This window comes from Megasphaera hexanoica, from assembly GCF_043520715.1.
GTDB classification, from domain to species: Bacteria; Bacillota; Negativicutes; order Veillonellales; family Megasphaeraceae; genus Megasphaera; species Megasphaera hexanoica.
Map to the genome: position 1 here is coordinate 410,720 of NZ_CP171361.1, position 15,995 is coordinate 426,714.

13 protein-coding genes and 6 tRNA genes are annotated in these 15,995 nt (G+C 47.9%); 17 read left to right on the top strand and 2 right to left on the bottom strand.

Annotation, left to right across the window (positions count from 1 at the left end; genetic code table 11):
• Positions 1–326 precede the first annotated feature (326 nt).
• Positions 327–1,613 (top strand): SLC13 family permease, encoded by a 1,287-nt coding sequence (locus tag ACGTIC_RS01915; protein ID WP_113855234.1) that lies wholly within the window; start codon positions 327–329, stop codon positions 1,611–1,613.
• 86 nt (positions 1,614–1,699) lie between these two features.
• On the opposite strand, the gene ACGTIC_RS01920 is transcribed toward ACGTIC_RS01915, so the two are convergent.
• Positions 1,700–3,571, bottom strand: coding sequence for a sigma 54-interacting transcriptional regulator (locus ACGTIC_RS01920; RefSeq protein WP_257536615.1), 1,872 nt, complete (start codon positions 3,569–3,571; stop codon positions 1,700–1,702).
• A gap of 203 nt (positions 3,572–3,774) precedes the next feature.
• Here ACGTIC_RS01920 and ACGTIC_RS01925 point away from each other — a divergent pair, with 203 nt between their 5' ends.
• From ACGTIC_RS01925 to ACGTIC_RS02000, 16 genes are all read left to right on the top strand, one after another.
• Complete coding sequence (locus ACGTIC_RS01925; RefSeq protein WP_113855236.1) at positions 3,775–4,977, top strand: CaiB/BaiF CoA-transferase family protein; 1,203 nt, start codon at positions 3,775–3,777, stop codon at positions 4,975–4,977.
• Between the two features lie 11 nt (positions 4,978–4,988).
• The gene (locus ACGTIC_RS01930) at positions 4,989–5,897 is read left to right on the top strand and encodes a hydroxymethylglutaryl-CoA lyase (protein WP_113855237.1); all 909 of its coding nucleotides are present in this window, start codon (positions 4,989–4,991) and stop codon (positions 5,895–5,897) included.
• Positions 5,898–5,932: 35 nt separating this feature from the next.
• Positions 5,933–7,714: an indolepyruvate ferredoxin oxidoreductase subunit alpha gene (gene iorA, locus ACGTIC_RS01935; protein WP_113855238.1), complete on the top strand. Its 1,782-nt coding sequence runs from the start codon at positions 5,933–5,935 to the stop codon at positions 7,712–7,714.
• Entirely contained in the window at positions 7,714–8,289 is a 576-nt protein-coding gene (locus ACGTIC_RS01940) for an indolepyruvate oxidoreductase subunit beta (RefSeq protein WP_113855239.1), read from the top strand. Before iorA ends, ACGTIC_RS01940 begins: the two co-directional genes overlap by 1 nt.
• Positions 8,290–8,506: 217 nt before the next feature.
• Positions 8,507–9,265: a sulfite exporter TauE/SafE family protein gene (locus ACGTIC_RS01945; RefSeq protein WP_113855240.1), complete on the top strand. Its 759-nt coding sequence runs from the start codon at positions 8,507–8,509 to the stop codon at positions 9,263–9,265.
• 96 nt (positions 9,266–9,361) lie between these two features.
• Positions 9,362–10,648 carry an RNA polymerase factor sigma-54 gene (gene rpoN, locus ACGTIC_RS01950; protein WP_113855241.1) on the top strand — a complete coding sequence of 429 codons (1,287 nt, stop codon included), beginning with the start codon at positions 9,362–9,364 and terminating at the stop codon, positions 10,646–10,648.
• A 176-nt stretch (positions 10,649–10,824) separates the two neighbouring features.
• The gene (locus ACGTIC_RS01955; RefSeq protein WP_113855242.1) at positions 10,825–11,277 is read left to right on the top strand and encodes a desulfoferrodoxin family protein; all 453 of its coding nucleotides are present in this window, start codon (positions 10,825–10,827) and stop codon (positions 11,275–11,277) included.
• Positions 11,278–11,292: 15 nt separating this feature from the next.
• Entirely contained in the window at positions 11,293–11,841 is a 549-nt protein-coding gene (locus ACGTIC_RS01960) for a glutathione peroxidase (RefSeq protein ID WP_113855243.1), read from the top strand.
• A 339-nt stretch (positions 11,842–12,180) separates the two neighbouring features.
• Positions 12,181–12,255, top strand: a tRNA-Gly gene (locus ACGTIC_RS01965).
• Positions 12,256–12,260: 5 nt separating this feature from the next.
• Positions 12,261–12,336: transfer RNA gene (locus tag ACGTIC_RS01970), tRNA-Asn, on the top strand.
• A gap of 3 nt (positions 12,337–12,339) precedes the next feature.
• A tRNA-Gln gene (locus tag ACGTIC_RS01975) sits at positions 12,340–12,414 on the top strand.
• 5 nt (positions 12,415–12,419) lie between these two features.
• Positions 12,420–12,495: transfer RNA gene (locus ACGTIC_RS01980), tRNA-Lys, on the top strand.
• A 16-nt stretch (positions 12,496–12,511) separates the two neighbouring features.
• Positions 12,512–12,586 (top strand) — tRNA-Glu (locus ACGTIC_RS01985).
• 7 nt (positions 12,587–12,593) lie between these two features.
• Positions 12,594–12,669, top strand: a tRNA-Val gene (locus ACGTIC_RS01990).
• Between the two features lie 71 nt (positions 12,670–12,740).
• Entirely contained in the window at positions 12,741–13,193 is a 453-nt protein-coding gene (locus ACGTIC_RS01995) for a SoxR reducing system RseC family protein (RefSeq protein WP_162816201.1), read from the top strand.
• A 326-nt stretch (positions 13,194–13,519) separates the two neighbouring features.
• Positions 13,520–15,049 carry an ATP-binding protein gene (locus tag ACGTIC_RS02000; protein ID WP_113855245.1) on the top strand — a complete coding sequence of 510 codons (1,530 nt, stop codon included), beginning with the start codon at positions 13,520–13,522 and terminating at the stop codon, positions 15,047–15,049.
• Between the two features lie 128 nt (positions 15,050–15,177).
• Here ACGTIC_RS02000 and ACGTIC_RS02005 read toward each other — a convergent pair whose 3' ends face one another.
• Complete coding sequence (locus ACGTIC_RS02005) at positions 15,178–15,981, bottom strand: C39 family peptidase (RefSeq protein WP_075581748.1); 804 nt, start codon at positions 15,979–15,981, stop codon at positions 15,178–15,180.
• Positions 15,982–15,995: the final 14 nt, after the last annotated feature.

Here is a 15,995-nt window from a genome sequence, read left to right on the forward strand (position 1 = left end):
TTTTGAAGTTCTGTTGTGCATAGTGGTTATGGCATATGGATATATACGAAACGTCAAATATATGTAAAAAAATATATACATCATAAGCCACTATTTTGTCCGGAACGGCCGGAAACCGCTGTATACAGCCTTTTTTATTTTGGCATTATAATTTCATGTACAATACCAAATACAAAAACGCATATTTCATATCTCATATAATCAAGAGGGGGGATAGCAAACAGGAAGGGAAAAAGGGCATAATGGAATCAATCAGTGATTGTATTATGCCCGGATTGGTGAACGTACGGAAATACCGGATTAGTGAATACGAGGAGGATCCTGATATGGGAGCAGATATTATTTCTATTATATTTTTTATTGTAGCTATCGTGCTGGCTTTTATCCGTAAGATAAATATCGGCATCGTGGCACTGGCCCTGGCCGTGCCCTGTACCATGCTGATCGGGCTGCCGGGCAAAGAAATCATTGCCGGTGTCAATGGGAATTTATTCATTACCCTGGTCGGCATTACTCTTTTGTTTTCTATCGTCAATGATACGGGGGCTCTCGGTCTGCTGGCATACAAAATAGTCGCCGTTGCCGGACGGCGGTTATGGCTCATCCCGATTCTATTATTTGTCGCCGGAGGCATTATTACCGGTGCCGGCCCGGGCGGCATTCCTGTGTTGGCCATTATGATTCCCATGGGCATTGCCGTCGGTATACGGGTCGGCTATAATCCGGTCATGTTGTCTCTCATCGGCATCTGCGGTATGACCGGCGGCCGGTTCTCCCCGATTACGCCGGAAACGGCCATTATTTTCAGTGCCTTGGAAAATACGGGAATCAGCAGTGCCAGTGCCGTGCCGGCTATTATTGTCAATGTGACGCTGTTCAATGCTGTAGTGGCCATTCTGCTATTCATCGCCTTTAAAGGATACAAAGTAAAAGCGCCGGAACAGATGGAAAGTGACGAAGAAGGAACAAAAAGCTTTACGACAAAGCAGTGGATTTCTTTCGGCGGCATTATCGCTATGCTGGCCCTGATCATTTTTGCAAAGGTCAACGTCGGGCTGGCGGCACTGATTGTATCGGCTGTCCTCCTGTTATGTCATATTGCCGATGATGGCAAGTGTATCAAATCCGTTCCTTGGGGGACTATCCTCATGGTCCTCGGTGTAGGCGCGCTGCTCCATATCGTGGCCAAAACGGGTGGCATTGCCCTCCTAACGCAGATCTTGGCCGGCATGATGTCGCCATCGACGGCGTCTACCTTCATGGCTTTGTCGGCTGGCCTGCTGAGTTTCGTCAGTTCGGCCCTGGGTGTCGTCTATCCGACGATGATGCCTATGAGCGTCGGCATTGCCCAGCAGATTGGCGGCGTCAATCCCGTGGCCCTCATGTCAGCCGTCGCAGCCGGCGGCTCCTGCAGCGGTATTTCTCCTATGTCCACGGGCGGTGCCATGATCATTGCTATCATGGCTGTAGAATTGAAGGATAAATTTACCAAAGAACAGCAGAATAAAGTATTCGTCCAGCTTCTCGTCATTGCCGGAGCCAACCTGCTGGTACTGATGATCTGTGCGTTCTTGTTCTTTGATATTATTGCCAATATACTCTGTCCTCTTTAAAAGCAGATAGACTACATAAACAGAGACGGAACCCCAATGAGCTTTTCAGCCATTTTGGTTCCGTCTTTTTAGTCTGCCGGCACGCTTTATTTCAGGTGGTTGAATAAAGTCTGGCGGGTGATGTTGAGCATGGAAGCCACTTCAGTTTTTGTATACCCCTGTTCCAGCAGGTCGTTGATGACCAGCTGCTGGAAGGTATGCTGGGCCTTTTTCATATCCAGTTTGAACGTCCGCGGGTCGATGAGGTGGGCCCGCTTTTTGTGATTTGTCTGGTCAAAGAGATAATCATAGGAAGGCGAACCGGGTTTCCCATAAATATAATACCGCAAAGCTGTACTGCGTATTTCCCGGATATTGCCCCACCAGTGATGGTCCTGTAATGCCTGGCGGAGCGGTTCCGGAAGGGCAGATTTTTTTACGGTGTGCCCGGCGAATTCCGACAGGAAATGGAGGAAGAGGTAGACAATATCGGCAGGCCGTTCGTCGAGAGACGGCAGGGTAAGAGTCAGGGTGTTCAGGCGGAAGTATAGATCCTTGCGGAACGCGCCCTCGTTGATTTTTTCGATGATATCCGTATTAGTGGCGGAAATGATGCGGATATCGAGGGGAATGACATAGTCCGAGCCGATGCGCATGACCTGTTTCGTTTCCAGGACACGCAGGAGCTTGGACTGGATAGCTGGCGACATGCTGTTGATTTCATCGAGGAAAATCGTTCCGCCGTGGGCCAGCTCGAATAATCCCGCTTTGCCTTCCTTACGGGCCCCGGTAAAAGCGCCGCTTTCATAGCCGAAGAGTTCGCTCTCCAGCAGTTCCGGTGGCAGGGCGGCGCAGTTGACGGCGACGAAAGGACCGCTGCGGCGAGGACTGGCATTGTGGATGCTCTGGGCGAAAAGTTCCTTGCCGGTGCCGCTTTCTCCCTGGATGAGGATTGGTGCGTCATAGGCGGCCATCGTCTCTGCCGTTGCCTTGAGGGCTTTCATTTTTGCATCCGCCGTCAGGATATCAGCGAAATGATGCACTGCCGTCAGACCTGTTTTGGAGAGTTTATAGCGGATATTCTTTTCCATTTTTTGCAGCTGCGTGACATCACGGATGCTCAGGATGTACCGGGTCTGCTTGTCGATAGAAAAGGGTGAGGAATTCAGTACGAGCGTATAAGGTGGTTTTTCTACGATTGTATTGGAATAGGAATAGGCATGGCTTCCCTGCTGCCTGGGGAGAATGGTTTCCATAGACGGCGTATCTTCCCTGATCTTCAGGAATAGCCGGGCCTGTTTGTTAATATGGGAAATAGTGCCTTCGGCATCGTACATGATGATGCCTTCATCGACGTGGGACAATACAGAGGAGAGCAAAGATAACTGCTGCCGTTCCCGCTTATTGAACGAGGCCAGGTCGTGGGCATACTGATACAGTGAAAAGATGGTCGGATTGCTGGGCATGATAGTAAATATGGGCAGAGGAATGTTGGTGATGCGTGGCAGGATAGCTGTGCCGACGATAGCAATATCGGGACCGACATCGAGACTGTCCACCAGATGTTCCAGATCTGGCCGGTCTTTATAGGTATATATTTCCGTTTTGCTCCGTAATTCCGGCGGACACATAGAACTTTCGAAGATGACACTGGAATTCAGGAGAAGATAAATTTTTTTATACTTCCGTGCCTGTTCCAAGGCGTACATAATATCATAGGTCGAAATGTACAGACGCAGGACCGGGACTTCCCGGATGACAGGAGCTAGTTCCTGATAGGTGCCGCCGCTGGCGATGAGAACTTGTGCCCCTTCTTTTATCATATCCCGGGCCTGCCGGAAGATATGATTGAAATCGAGTATGGCTACGTCAATGGGCATACTGTCCGGTTCTTTCGTATGATTCCATAAGGCTTGTTCGATTTTATTTTTCATGACCTGGTCAGTGGCCAGGAAGCAGATTTTTTCCAATATCCTCACCTCACGTTCAGTGTACGGGAAAATAGGGATAATGTCAAATTAATGTAAAAAAATATATACGCCGCTTGCAGTTCATCCCGCACATACACCGCTAGATCCCTATATATGGCTAATTTCATATTTGGCATTGAAATTTCATATATACTGGCGAATGAAATGCTCATAAGACTGATTGTATAAAAAGAAAGGAAAAGGTGAAAGACATGACTGAAGGATTATTGGAAGGTATCCGCGTTCTCGATTTTACAGGTTTCCTGGCTGGTCCCTACTGCGGGATGTTCCTGGCTGATATGGGAGCCGATGTCATCAAAGTAGAAAATTTACTGACCAAAGGCGAATTCTGCCGCTATGCCCGGCCATTGGAAGAAAAGACAGGCCGCAGTATGTATTTTGGCAATCTGAACAGGAACAAACGCGGTTTTGCCGTCAATCTGAAATCAGAAGATGGGAAAAAGGCCTTTGCTGAATTGGTCAAATCGGCCGACGTGCTTCTAGAAAATATGCGTCCCGGCGTTATCAAAAAATTAGGGTTCGGCTACGAAGAATGTAAAGCCCTGAATCCGCGCATCATATTTGCTTCCATTTCCGGCTTTGGCCAGTACGGCCCCTATTCTTCCCGTCCGGGATATGATCTCATCGCCCAGGCTATGGGCGGCTCCATGAGCATTACCGGATGGCCCGGTTCGGAACCGACCCGTGCCGGCATGGCAATCGGCGACATGATGGCCGGCATGAATTGCTGTATGGGCATCCTGGCATCGCTGATTAAGCGGCAGAAGACCGGCGTAGGCCAGAAAATCGATGTAGCTCTTGTCGATTCCATCGTCTCCGGCCTGGAAGCCAAATGCATGCAGTATCTGTATACCGGCAAAGTTCCTGAAAAGACGGGTAATAAATACATTTCTTCCGCTCCCTACGATTCCTTTAAAGCAAAGGATGCCTATTTCGTACTGGCCAGCGGGACGGACAAGCATTTTGAACACCTCTCGGCAGCCATGGGCATGCCTGAACTGGCACAGAATCCGTTGTACAAGAATACGGAACTGCGCAAAAAGAATGCCGATTCCCTGAAAAAAATCATTGAAGACTGGGCCAGCGATAAGACGAGCCGGGAAGTCGTCGATATCATTCTCGGTGCAGGCGTTCCGGCCGGTCCGATTTATGATATTGCCGACGTATGCAACGATAAGAATATCGTTGAAGCCAGAGATATGCTGGTCAAGGTTCCTGACAAAAAAGCCGGCGAATTTACCGTCCTGGGCAATCCTATCAAGATGGATACCTATCCCTGCACATACCGCAAATCGGCTCCGGACCTCGGTGAAGACGATGTGGATATCATGAAGGAACTTGGCTTTTCGGATGAACAGATTGCGGCTATGCAGGCCGATGGCGCTATTAAATAGGAGGAAGAATCATGGGTAAAAAGATAACCGTCGTAGAAGTCTGCCCCCGCGATGGCTGGCAGAATCATAAAGTTCCCATTCCGACGGAAACAAAAGTCAAATATATCAAAGAAATGATCGATTACGGTGCCACTATGTTCGATCTCGTCTCCTTCGTCAGCCCTAAGTGGGTCCCGCAGATGAAGGATGCGGCAGAAGTCCTGCAGGAAAGTAAGAAGTATGCGAAAGAATTAGGAAAAGATATCGAATTCATGGCTTTGACACTGAATGGCAAAGGCATTGAAAATGCTCTCAAGGCCGGTGCGACGAGCGTCCAGTTTGTCATTTCTGCCAGCGAAGAACACAATAAACGCAATGCCAACCGGACCATAGAAGAATCACTGGAAAACTTCAAGGCTATGGCATCCCAGGTCAAAGGAGTAAAGATGACCCTGGCACTGGCCTGCGGTCTCGGGTCTCCTTTCGGTGATGACGTACCGGCGGACCGGATCAAATATCTGTGTGAAGAAGCCTTTAAGGTCGGCGTCACCCGCATCGGCCTCGGCGATACGGCAGGTATTTCCAATCCGGCCCATACAAAAGAAATTATCCGCGCCCTGAAGTCAATCTGTGATATCAGTCAGATCGATATCCATCTCCATGATGCGTACGGCATGGGCCTGGCCAATGCTTACGCAGCTGTCGAAGAAGGCGTAACCTCTCTCGATGCAGCTGCCGGCGGCCTGGGCGGCTGCCCCTTCGTGCCCGGGGCCAAAGGTAATATCGCAACAGAAGATCTGGTGCATATGCTGCAGGCCTTAGGATATGATACAGGATATGATCTGGATAAGGTCTTGTCCACCGTCCGCTCTATGTGCGACGAAATCCAGGCTGTTCCGACGAGCAGTCTCATCCAGGCACGCAAGTGTCATCAGGGATAATTTTTCCAATATGTCTATTTACAGGAGGTAACAGAATGAAACAGTTAATGACGGGGAATGAAGCCATTGCCCGGGGGTTATATGAAGCCGGCGTGTCCTTTGCTTCTGCCTATCCTGGTACGCCCAGCACAGAAATCCTGGAAAACGTAGCGAAATACGACGGTATTTCTTCCGAATGGGCACCAAATGAAAAAGTAGCCATGGAAGCAGCTATCGGCGCTTCTATCGGTGGTGTCCGCTCTTTTGCAGCTATGAAGATGGTAGGTCTCAACGTGGCCGCCGATCCGCTCTTTACCTTTGCTTATCTGGCTATCAACGGTGGTCTTGTCTTTGTTTCCGCCGATGATCCGGGCATGCATTCGTCCCAGAACGAACAGGATAACCGCAACTATGCCAAATTTGCCAAGATTGCTATGCTGGAACCGTCCGACTCCCAGGAAGCTAAGGATATGGTTGCCGAAGCATATAAAATCAGCGAAACTTATGGTACGCCGGTCATGCTGCGCATGACGACCCGTGTCGATCATTCTAAGAGCCTCGTGGAATTGGGTGAACGCGTTCCCTTCAAAGCGGTTCCCTATGTCAAACAGCGTGATAAGATGGATCCCGTGCCGGCTATTTCTAAAGTACGACGCTTCGTTGTCGAAGAACGGGAACAGAAACTGAAAGAATACAGCGAACAGACGCCGCTCAATTTTGAAGAAATGCACGATACAAAAATCGGTATCATTACAGCCGGTGTATCTTACAACTATTGTAAAGAAGTATTTGGCGACAATGCATCGTACCTGAAATTGGGCTTTTCCTATCCACTGCCCATGAATAAAATCCGTGCCTTTGCCGATAAAGTCGATACGCTGTATGTCGTCGAAGAACTGGATCCGTTCATGGAAGAACAAATCCAGCGCGCCGGCATTTCCTGCCATGGGAAAGACGTCATTCCTAATATCGATGAATTGAACCCGAACATCATTGCTGAAGCGATTCTCCATAAAGGACAAGAAGGGGTCACCGTTTCCGATGACTTATTTGTCCCCCGTCCGCCTGCGCTCTGTGCCGGCTGTCCCCACCGCGGTTTCTTCTATGAACTGGCTAAACGTAAAGATACGGTCATGGTCGGCGATATCGGCTGCTATGCCCTGGGCGGTGCTGAACCGCTCAATGCCAAAGATATGGCCCTTTGCATGGGCAGTGCCTTCTCTCTGGGCCACGGCATGGTCAAAGCCTTTGCTGACAGTGGCCAGCAGAAACGGGTCGTAGCCGTCATGGGCGATTCGACTTTCTTCCATACGGGTATCAATGCCCTTACAGAAGTATCGTATAATAAATCCAATACGATCTGTGTCATCCTCGATAACCGCATTACGGGCATGACCGGTCATCAGGAAAATCCTGGGACGGGCTATACCATTAAAGGCGAACCGACAACGCTCATCGATGTAGAACGAGTTGTCCATGCCCTCGGAATCCGCAATGTCCGTACGGTCGATCCGAATAATCTGGCCGATATGAAAGCAACCCTTGATTGGGCGTATTCCATCGAAAAGGAACCGGTCGTCATCATTACCAAGTGGCCCTGCGTACTCAAGAAATATTCTCACGAAGATGCAGAAGAATTCAATCTCGATAAGACACCGTGCGTCATCGATGAAGAAAAATGCATTGGTTGCAAGAAGTGTCTGACCACAGGCTGCCCGGCCTTACGCTTTAATCTGAAAGATAAGAAATCGGAAATCGTGGAATCGGACTGTGTCGGCTGCAAAGTCTGCATGCAGGTCTGCCCGGTCAAAGCCATCAGCAGAAAGGGGTATAAATAATGAGTGATGTAAAAAGTGTTCTTCTCGTCGGTGTCGGCGGTCAGGGAACGATTCTGGCCAGCAAAATCCTGACCATGGGGCTTATCGAAAATGGATATGATGTAAAAATGTCGGAAGTACACGGCATGAGCCAGCGGGGCGGCAGCGTCAGCACCCAGGTCCGCTTCGGCAAGAAAGTCTATTCTCCTATCATCGGGGAAGGGACGGCAGATCTCCTCGTCTCCTTTGAAGAAATGGAAGCGGCCCGCTATGCCAAGTATTTGAAGAAAGATGGCAAAATCGTCGTCAATACCTACCGGATTCCGTCGATGCCTATTTTGTCCGGGTCCCGGACCTATCCGGAACACATCGTTGAAAGTCTCTCTGAACAGGTGCCGACCATGAGTCTGGACGCTACAAAGATTGCTACCGATCTGGGTAATCCTAAAAGTGCCAATGTCGTTCTCCTGGGGGCACTCATCAAGGCAATCGGCATGACCGACATTGATTGGAAAGCCATTATTGCCAAGGCTGTCAAACCGAAATTCATCGAAGTCAACCAGAAAGCCTTCGATGCTGGATTTGCCGCTGTTTAATCCGTATACGGGAAGTAAGATGTAACGCAGCAGATGGGTCCTGCTTTCCCGGCAGTATGGACATAGATATAGGTGTATGAAATAAAGGGCTCCGCCTGCCATGAGAGGCGGAGCCCTTTGCTGTTCTTGGATATCTTTTGGGTGGAGAGATAACAGATGACCGGAAATATGCTATAGTAATATTCAGAGAATACCAGGCGGGACAGGAGTGATGGAAATGTTGATTCTAATAACGTTATTTGTTTTGGGGTTCCTATTGGGAATGACCGGGGCTGGCGGAGCTGGTGTGGTCATTGCCGTGCTGACGGCCGCCTTTGGCGTGCCCATTCATCTGGCTCTGGGGACGAGTCTCAGTGCCATGACTTTTACGACCTTATCCGGGGCGGTCAGTCATTTCCGTGAAGGAAATGTCCGCATCCGCACCGGAGCTGCTGTCGGTGTATTCGGTGCAGCCGGCGCGTTTACCGGTGCTAAAATCGCGGCTATGATTCCGGCGGCTGATTTGCACTGGTTCACTGGTGGCATGATGCTCCTCTCTATGGCACTCATGTACTTGCGCCTCTATCATCCCCAGTCCGGGCCGTTTGCCTATGTGGGCACGACTGAACTAGAGGGTGGCTCCCGATTCTGGCTGACCGCAGTGCCGGCCGGATTCGTCGTCGGTTGTCTGTCCGGCACGTTCGGCATTGGGGCGACGCCCTTCATCCAGCTCGTGCTGCTCATCTTATTTGGGCTGCCCCTTCCCGTAGCTATTGGCACGACGATGATGGTCATCCTGCCCATTGCCGTGTTTGGCGGTCTGGGTTATCTGCTGGAAGGCAATCTCGATTTCACCTTGTTCATCCAGGTCGTTGCCGGCCTCATGACCGGGGCCTACATAGGAGCTAAATTTACCCGGCGCATTCCCCGGAAGGTTTTGAAAGTCGTCATGACCATCATTCCCGGTATCGGGGCATTGGTGCTCTTTTTAGAATAATGTCAGCAGTCCCATGATGAAAACCAGAGTGGGACTGCTTTTTTTTGCCATCTATCATGGTATAATTATTTCATACAGGTAAAAGGACGTGATAGTATGGCAAAGATAGCACTTAAACTGGAACAGAAAACAAAATTGTCCCAGATACAGCGGCTGACCATTCAGATGCTGACCCTTCATTCACAAGATTTGACCGATTTCCTCCATGAACAGGTGACCGATAATCCCCTCCTCGATATCCGGTATAAAGATGTCCGTTCCAGCAGCGGAGACGGCAAGGAAAAGCCCATTGACAATATCAAGAACCGCGGTGATTCGCTGGAAACAGGGCTAATGAAACAGCTGCGGGTACAAAACGTTCCCAAAGCCACCATGCTGGCTGCCGGCCTTATCATCCGCTCCCTTGATGAAAAAGGTTTCTTTGCCGGTGATCTTGACCTTCTGGGCCAGGATTATGCCCTGTCGCTGGAAGATATGGAAAAAGGACTGGCTCTGGTGCAATCCTTTGATCCGCCGGGCATCGGGGCCCGTTCTATCTGTGAAGCCCTGCTTATCCAGACCCGGCGCCATGACGATGCCCCGCCGCGGACGGAAGAACTCCTGCAGGACCATTATCAGGAATTCCTCACGGGGAAATGGCAGAAACTGCAGAAAGAAATGGAACTCAGCAATACGGATCTCCAGTCTATCCGGGATTTTTTGAAGACTCTGGCTCTGCAGCCTGCCGGACAGGCTGAGACGGAAACGGAATTTGTCCGTCCTGATGTGGAAATCTATACCGATGAATCGGGACGCCTGGCGGTCCGTTCCCTGGAAGAACTGCCGGAGGTGTTTTTCCGTGAAGACCTTTATAAGGAATATGAAGAACAAGGCGACAAAAAGACGCGGACCTATATCCACAAGGCACGGAGGGCTTTCCTCGACCTCCAGTCGGCTCTGGCCTATCGCTGGCAGTCTATTTTTACGGTCATGGATTGTATCATACGCCATCAGGAGGGTCATTTCCTCTATGGCGATACGCTGCAGCCCCTGCGCCAGAAAGATATAGCTGCCGAAACGGGGCTGAGCACGGCGACAGTGAGCCGTGTCTGTCATGGCAGATATGTTCTCTTTGACCGCCGGACCTATGCCATACAGGATTTCTTTGCCCAGTCCTACCGGAGAGACAGCGGGGCTGAAGGGGAAATTTCTGATCAGGCCATCCAGCAGAAAATGGCGGAACTAATCGGGGCTGAAGATGGGGCTCATCCTTATTCCGACCAGGAACTGGCCGACCGCTTCGCCGCTGCCGATATCCATATTGCCCGCCGGACGATAACGAAATTCCGCCTGAAGATGCGTATCCCCAACAGCAGTATCCGCCGGAGACTGAAGAACGGATGATTGTGAAAAAATAATTAACGGATAATCATTATTTTTTATTGACAAATGGACTTTTTTAGTATACAATTAACTTGTAATAAAAAATGATTATTCACTAGTAAACAGATTCCACTTAAAAACATCAATACATCACATTAAATACATCCATTTCGTTCCCGTCAAAGGAGGACACTATTATGAAACATGTAGAATTTTATCGCAACAATATAGATGGTAAAGTATTAGTACTCACGGGAGGACAAGCTCCGGACAGCGTTATCTATGATGGTCAGGAACTGACTCACCTCGTCGCTGGCTCTGTCGATGCGGCACAGGAAAAACACGTACCGTCTTTCCAGAAAATCGATGGACACCTGGAGGTCCATGTTGGATCCGTTACCCATCCTATGGAAGAAAAGCATTACATCGAATGGATTGCCCTGGTTGATGACAGCGGTGTCCACTTCCACTACCTGAAGCCGGGTGAAGAACCGAAAGCTTTGTTTGAAACAGGCGATGCCGGTGAAATTTACGCCTACTGCAATCTCCATGGCCTGTGGAAGGAAAGTTTTGAAACGGGTGATGCCGACGTTCTCGATGGCGCTGCCTGCTCTCCTGAATTCGGCGGTTGCCGGATCCATGAATTATAATAGGAGGCCCTGATCATGAGCGTATACGATTACACCGTCAAAGATATCCGGGGCAATGACGTGCCCCTGAGCCAGTATAAGGGCAGCGTTCTTCTCATCGTCAATACGGCCAGTAAATGCGGTTTTACGCCGCAATATGATGGCCTGGAAACCTTATATCAGAAATATAAAGATAAGGGTCTGGTCATTCTCGGTTTCCCTTCCAATCAGTTTCTCGAACAGGAACCGGCTGATAATGACAGCATTGAAAGCTTCTGCCGCATCAACCATGGCGTGACATTCCCCTTATTTGCCAAAGTAGACGTACGTGGCGGACAGGCTATTCCTCTCTATCAGTACCTGACGGAAGCAGCACCCTTTGCCGGTTATGAACTGGATAAAGAAAGCGGCCGCCTTATCAAACAGGTCGTCGTCCAGTATTATCCGGAAAATGCCGATGGCAACGGCGTAAAATGGAATTTTACGAAATTCCTCGTCAGCCGCGACGGCTCACAGGTTCAGCGATTTGAACCGAGTACGACACCGGAAGAACTCGATCCGGTCATTGCCCAAGCTCTTTCCTAAAGCACTTCCACCTATCATTACACATCTTCCCTTCTAAAGATAACACCTCTTCCATTCTAACGATACGATATTACACACCCATTGTACACACCAGAAAAAGACAGTCCCATGAAACGGATTAAACTTCATGGGGCTGCTTGTTCATTTTGCTATCATAGTACAACTCTTTGCCAGGGAAGTAAAAAATATATTTTTTAACAAAATCCCTTGACAATAGCAGCGCGATTTGGTATTATAATTAAGCGTTCCGATAAACGCACCTGATACAAAGCCAGTATTCAATACGTAAAATAATGTGTTGACAGGCTAGTGCAAATGTGGTAAAATACCTTTTGTCATGCGGAAGTAGCTCAGTGGTAGAGCATCACCTTGCCAAGGTGGGGGTCGCGAGTTCGAGCCTCGTTTTCCGCTCCATTTATTCCTCAATAGCTCAGTCGGTAGAGCAATCGGCTGTTAACCGATTTGTCGTAGGTTCGAGTCCTACTTGAGGAGCCATACAGGGGTATCGCCAAGCGGTAAGGCAACGGACTCTGACTCCGTCATCCGTAGGTTCGAATCCTACTACCCCTGCCATATATGATCCACTAGCTCAGTTGGCAGAGCACCTGACTTTTAATCAGGGTGTCCCGAGTTCGAATCTCGGGTGGATCACCATAATTTTCTTTTGCATGGCCCCTTGGTCAAGTGGTTAAGACACCGCCCTTTCACGGCGTGAACGTGGGTTCAAATCCCGCAGGGGTCACCATTTTTATGGGCGATTAGCTCAGCTGGGAGAGCGCCTGCCTTACAAGCAGGATGTCAGCGGTTCAAGCCCGTTATCGCCCACCAGGTTACAGCACATCCAGGAGGATGTGCTGTTTTGCTATATGTACGGACACGATGACGATAGGAGAGATAGTATGAGAACAGAAACCGGGGTAGTAGAAAAGATACTGCCTGATCACATGGTATTGATCAAGGCCAGCCGGACGAGCCTTTTTTCGCGTCACGCGTCGTCTATCGGCAATGCCACGGCTCCCATTGAGGTACGCAATGAAATCGGAGCTGAAAAAGGAGATTTCGTCGAATTCGCCCTGCCGGAACGGAATATTGCCCTCGGTGGATTTATCGGCTTTGGTATCCCCATGCTGATTGTCCTCCTGAGCATCGTTGTCCTGTATACCCAGGGCCCGTCATGGGGATTATCGGAAAATGGTTCGGCTGCAGCCGGATTCATTGGCGGCCTTATCCTGGCATTCATTATTATGAAAATTCTGAATAAAGCCTGGAAAGGACACCGTTCAGAAGCCTCCATTCTCCGTATCATCCGCCCTGATGCGGAAGAAGGACAGGGGGAATCTCCGCAGGGGTAAGCTGCTTTTGGCGATATAAAAATAATTTTCGATACTTTTAAAAGGGAAAAAAGCTCACAAAGCCTATTCTGGAAGGCTTTGCGAGCTTTTTTTTGTTTGGCTTTCATACGTGCTATATTTTTCTCATCTAACTAATTCATTACCTTTTGACTTCTTATTGCACCTTCTTTTTTATTGCAATGGTTATTTAAATATTGTATAAGCGTTATTTGCATCTTAGTGTAAACTAACCCTTTTTGCATTGAGCTTGACGGGATGACAAATATAACGTTAAAATAAAAAATAGTAAAAATATTCCAATGTAGTCACTATAGGAGGGAAGATGGATGGATATCAATGACTTCAAAGGAATAGAGGCCAGTTTTTTAGACTATAAAGTTTCGTTAGAAGCAAACAAACCTAAAAGTTGGCTAAAATCAGTTTCTGCATTTGCCAATACTAAAGGAGGGCATATTTTATTTGGGATAACTGACGGTGACCATGAAGCAATTGGCTTAGATGATGCTCAAGGAACTGCCAGCAAGATTTCGGAATTTCTTTCAACTCGGATTAGCCCTATGGTTAATTATACATTAATAACATTTTCTAGCCATCGAGAAGGTAAGTATTGTCTTGATTTGGCTATCTTTTCAGGACCCAATTATCCGTACTATTATATTCACGAGCATACAAGAGAATGCTATGTCCGACGTGGCGATAGATCTGAATTGGCAACTACCTTAGAACTTAATACCCTGATTCTAAAGGGAATGAATCAAACTTATGATGCGTTGCCTACTTCTTATCAAGTGAGTGATGTTAGTTTTACTTTACTAGGAGCGACTTTAAAAAGAGAGACGGGCGAAGAATTTAATTTATCTCAAGATCCTATTTCTATGGGATTAATGACGGAAGCTGGTAAAGTGACAAATGCTGGATTATTGCTTTGTGATCAAGGAATTTTAAAACAATCGCGTGTTGTTTGTACTCATTGGAAAGGGATAACAAAAGGGGCTGTTGAAGGTGATGCACTAGATGATGAAGAATTTTCTGGAGCGAGTCTAATTACTCTTCTTAACAATGCAGAATCATTTATACGAAATAATTCGAAAAATCCTTGGACAATACGGGGAATGCATAGGGAAGAGAAGAGTGATTATCCGTTTAAAGCGGTTCGTGAAGTTTTAGTTAATGCCTTGATTCATCGGGACTATCAAAATATCGGTTCGGAAATACATGTCGATATGTATGATGATCGACTGGATATCTCTTCCCCTGGAGGAATGATGAATGGAAGTCGTATTCAAGATTTAGATTTAAAAATGATTCCGTCCATGAGAAGAAATGAAATTATATCTGATATTTTTGGCCGACTGCATTATATGGATCGCAGAGGTAGTGGCATACGCCGGGTTATGAATTCATATGCAGATTTTGATATAAAGCCAATATTTTATTCCAATGAATATTTTTTCCTTGTTTCACTGCCTAACAGGGGAAATGAGTTGCGAAGTGGAATGAAATCAAATAAAACGCAACTTACTCCGGATAAAACGCAACTTACTCCGGATAAAACGCAACTTACTCCGGATAAAACGCAACTTACCGACTTAAAAATCATTATACAAACAAGAGCGGCTAAAAGCTTTCGAAAAGACACGTTAAAAAAGATTATCAATTTATTGGAAATTTATGAATTCGCCTACCCTTTTAACCGGCAGATTGTGGCAACTCAATTTGGAATCAGTCAAAATGCGGCATCACGGATTTTAAAGAAGGCGATGGAGTGTGGCATCATTAGAAAAGAAAGGAGAGGAATATATTATTTTAGAGAAGCATTAGTAAATAAAGATTCATGCTACAGTCAGGAAAAATAGTTTAATAAAAAATCACCTCTTATATTAGTACATGGTGTACTGTCCCCCAAAAAAGTTAGACCTAAAAATCTAACGATGGTAGGTCAGTACATGTACTGAATCATAGAGGTGATTTTTTGATTTATTTATTACTTTTTATCCGGAATGGGTACTAAGAAAAGCTGGTTGCTGCCGCCTTCTGATTCGGGGAACTGATTGTACATGGAGAACATCGATTGGAACCGCTGCCAGGAGTAGATTCCGTACCCGTCCTGGTTATGGTCGGTGGTATCGTACGGATCGGCAACGATGATGACGTCGTCGGCCTCATTGGCCGTACCCATGTCATCGTAGCCGATGATTGCCTGCCAGTGGCCACTCCAGTCTATCCAGCAGATTAGGATGGGATGGCCTTCTTTCAGAAATTTTCGTACATCGCTGGCAGAAAGTGTTTTGCCTTCCTTTTGATAGTCACTGCTGGAGATGTAATGAAAGCCTCCGACGCCATCAAATATATCCTTCATCTGGCGCAGTGTCGTTCCCGGATAACCATTGGGAAAACCGGGGACGGTCACGTCCTTCAGAGGATGACGCAGGGCGGCCAGTTTTTGCTCGTTCCAGCCGTCTGTCCGGCCATACCATTGCAGTACGGTCAGGGCGGCTGCCGGTCCGCAGGACCATTCGCTCGTCTGTTGGAAGGTCTGGTATCCGCTGAGAATGGTCCGCGATGCCGTGGATTTCATGTGGTAGAAATCGGGATGAGCGTAATACGGGGAATCGGGATGGTCGTACTGCCGTTCAATGGAGGCAGCTCCTTCATTAGGCGTCAGTCGGGCAGATACGGTCAGTTTCATATCGTTCGTAAAATCGGAAGCGGCATAAGCTGCTCCTGCTGCACCTATCAGTATAGTCGTACATAACAAGGAACACAGCCGTTGTTTCAGTTTATTCATAGGCATTCTTTATT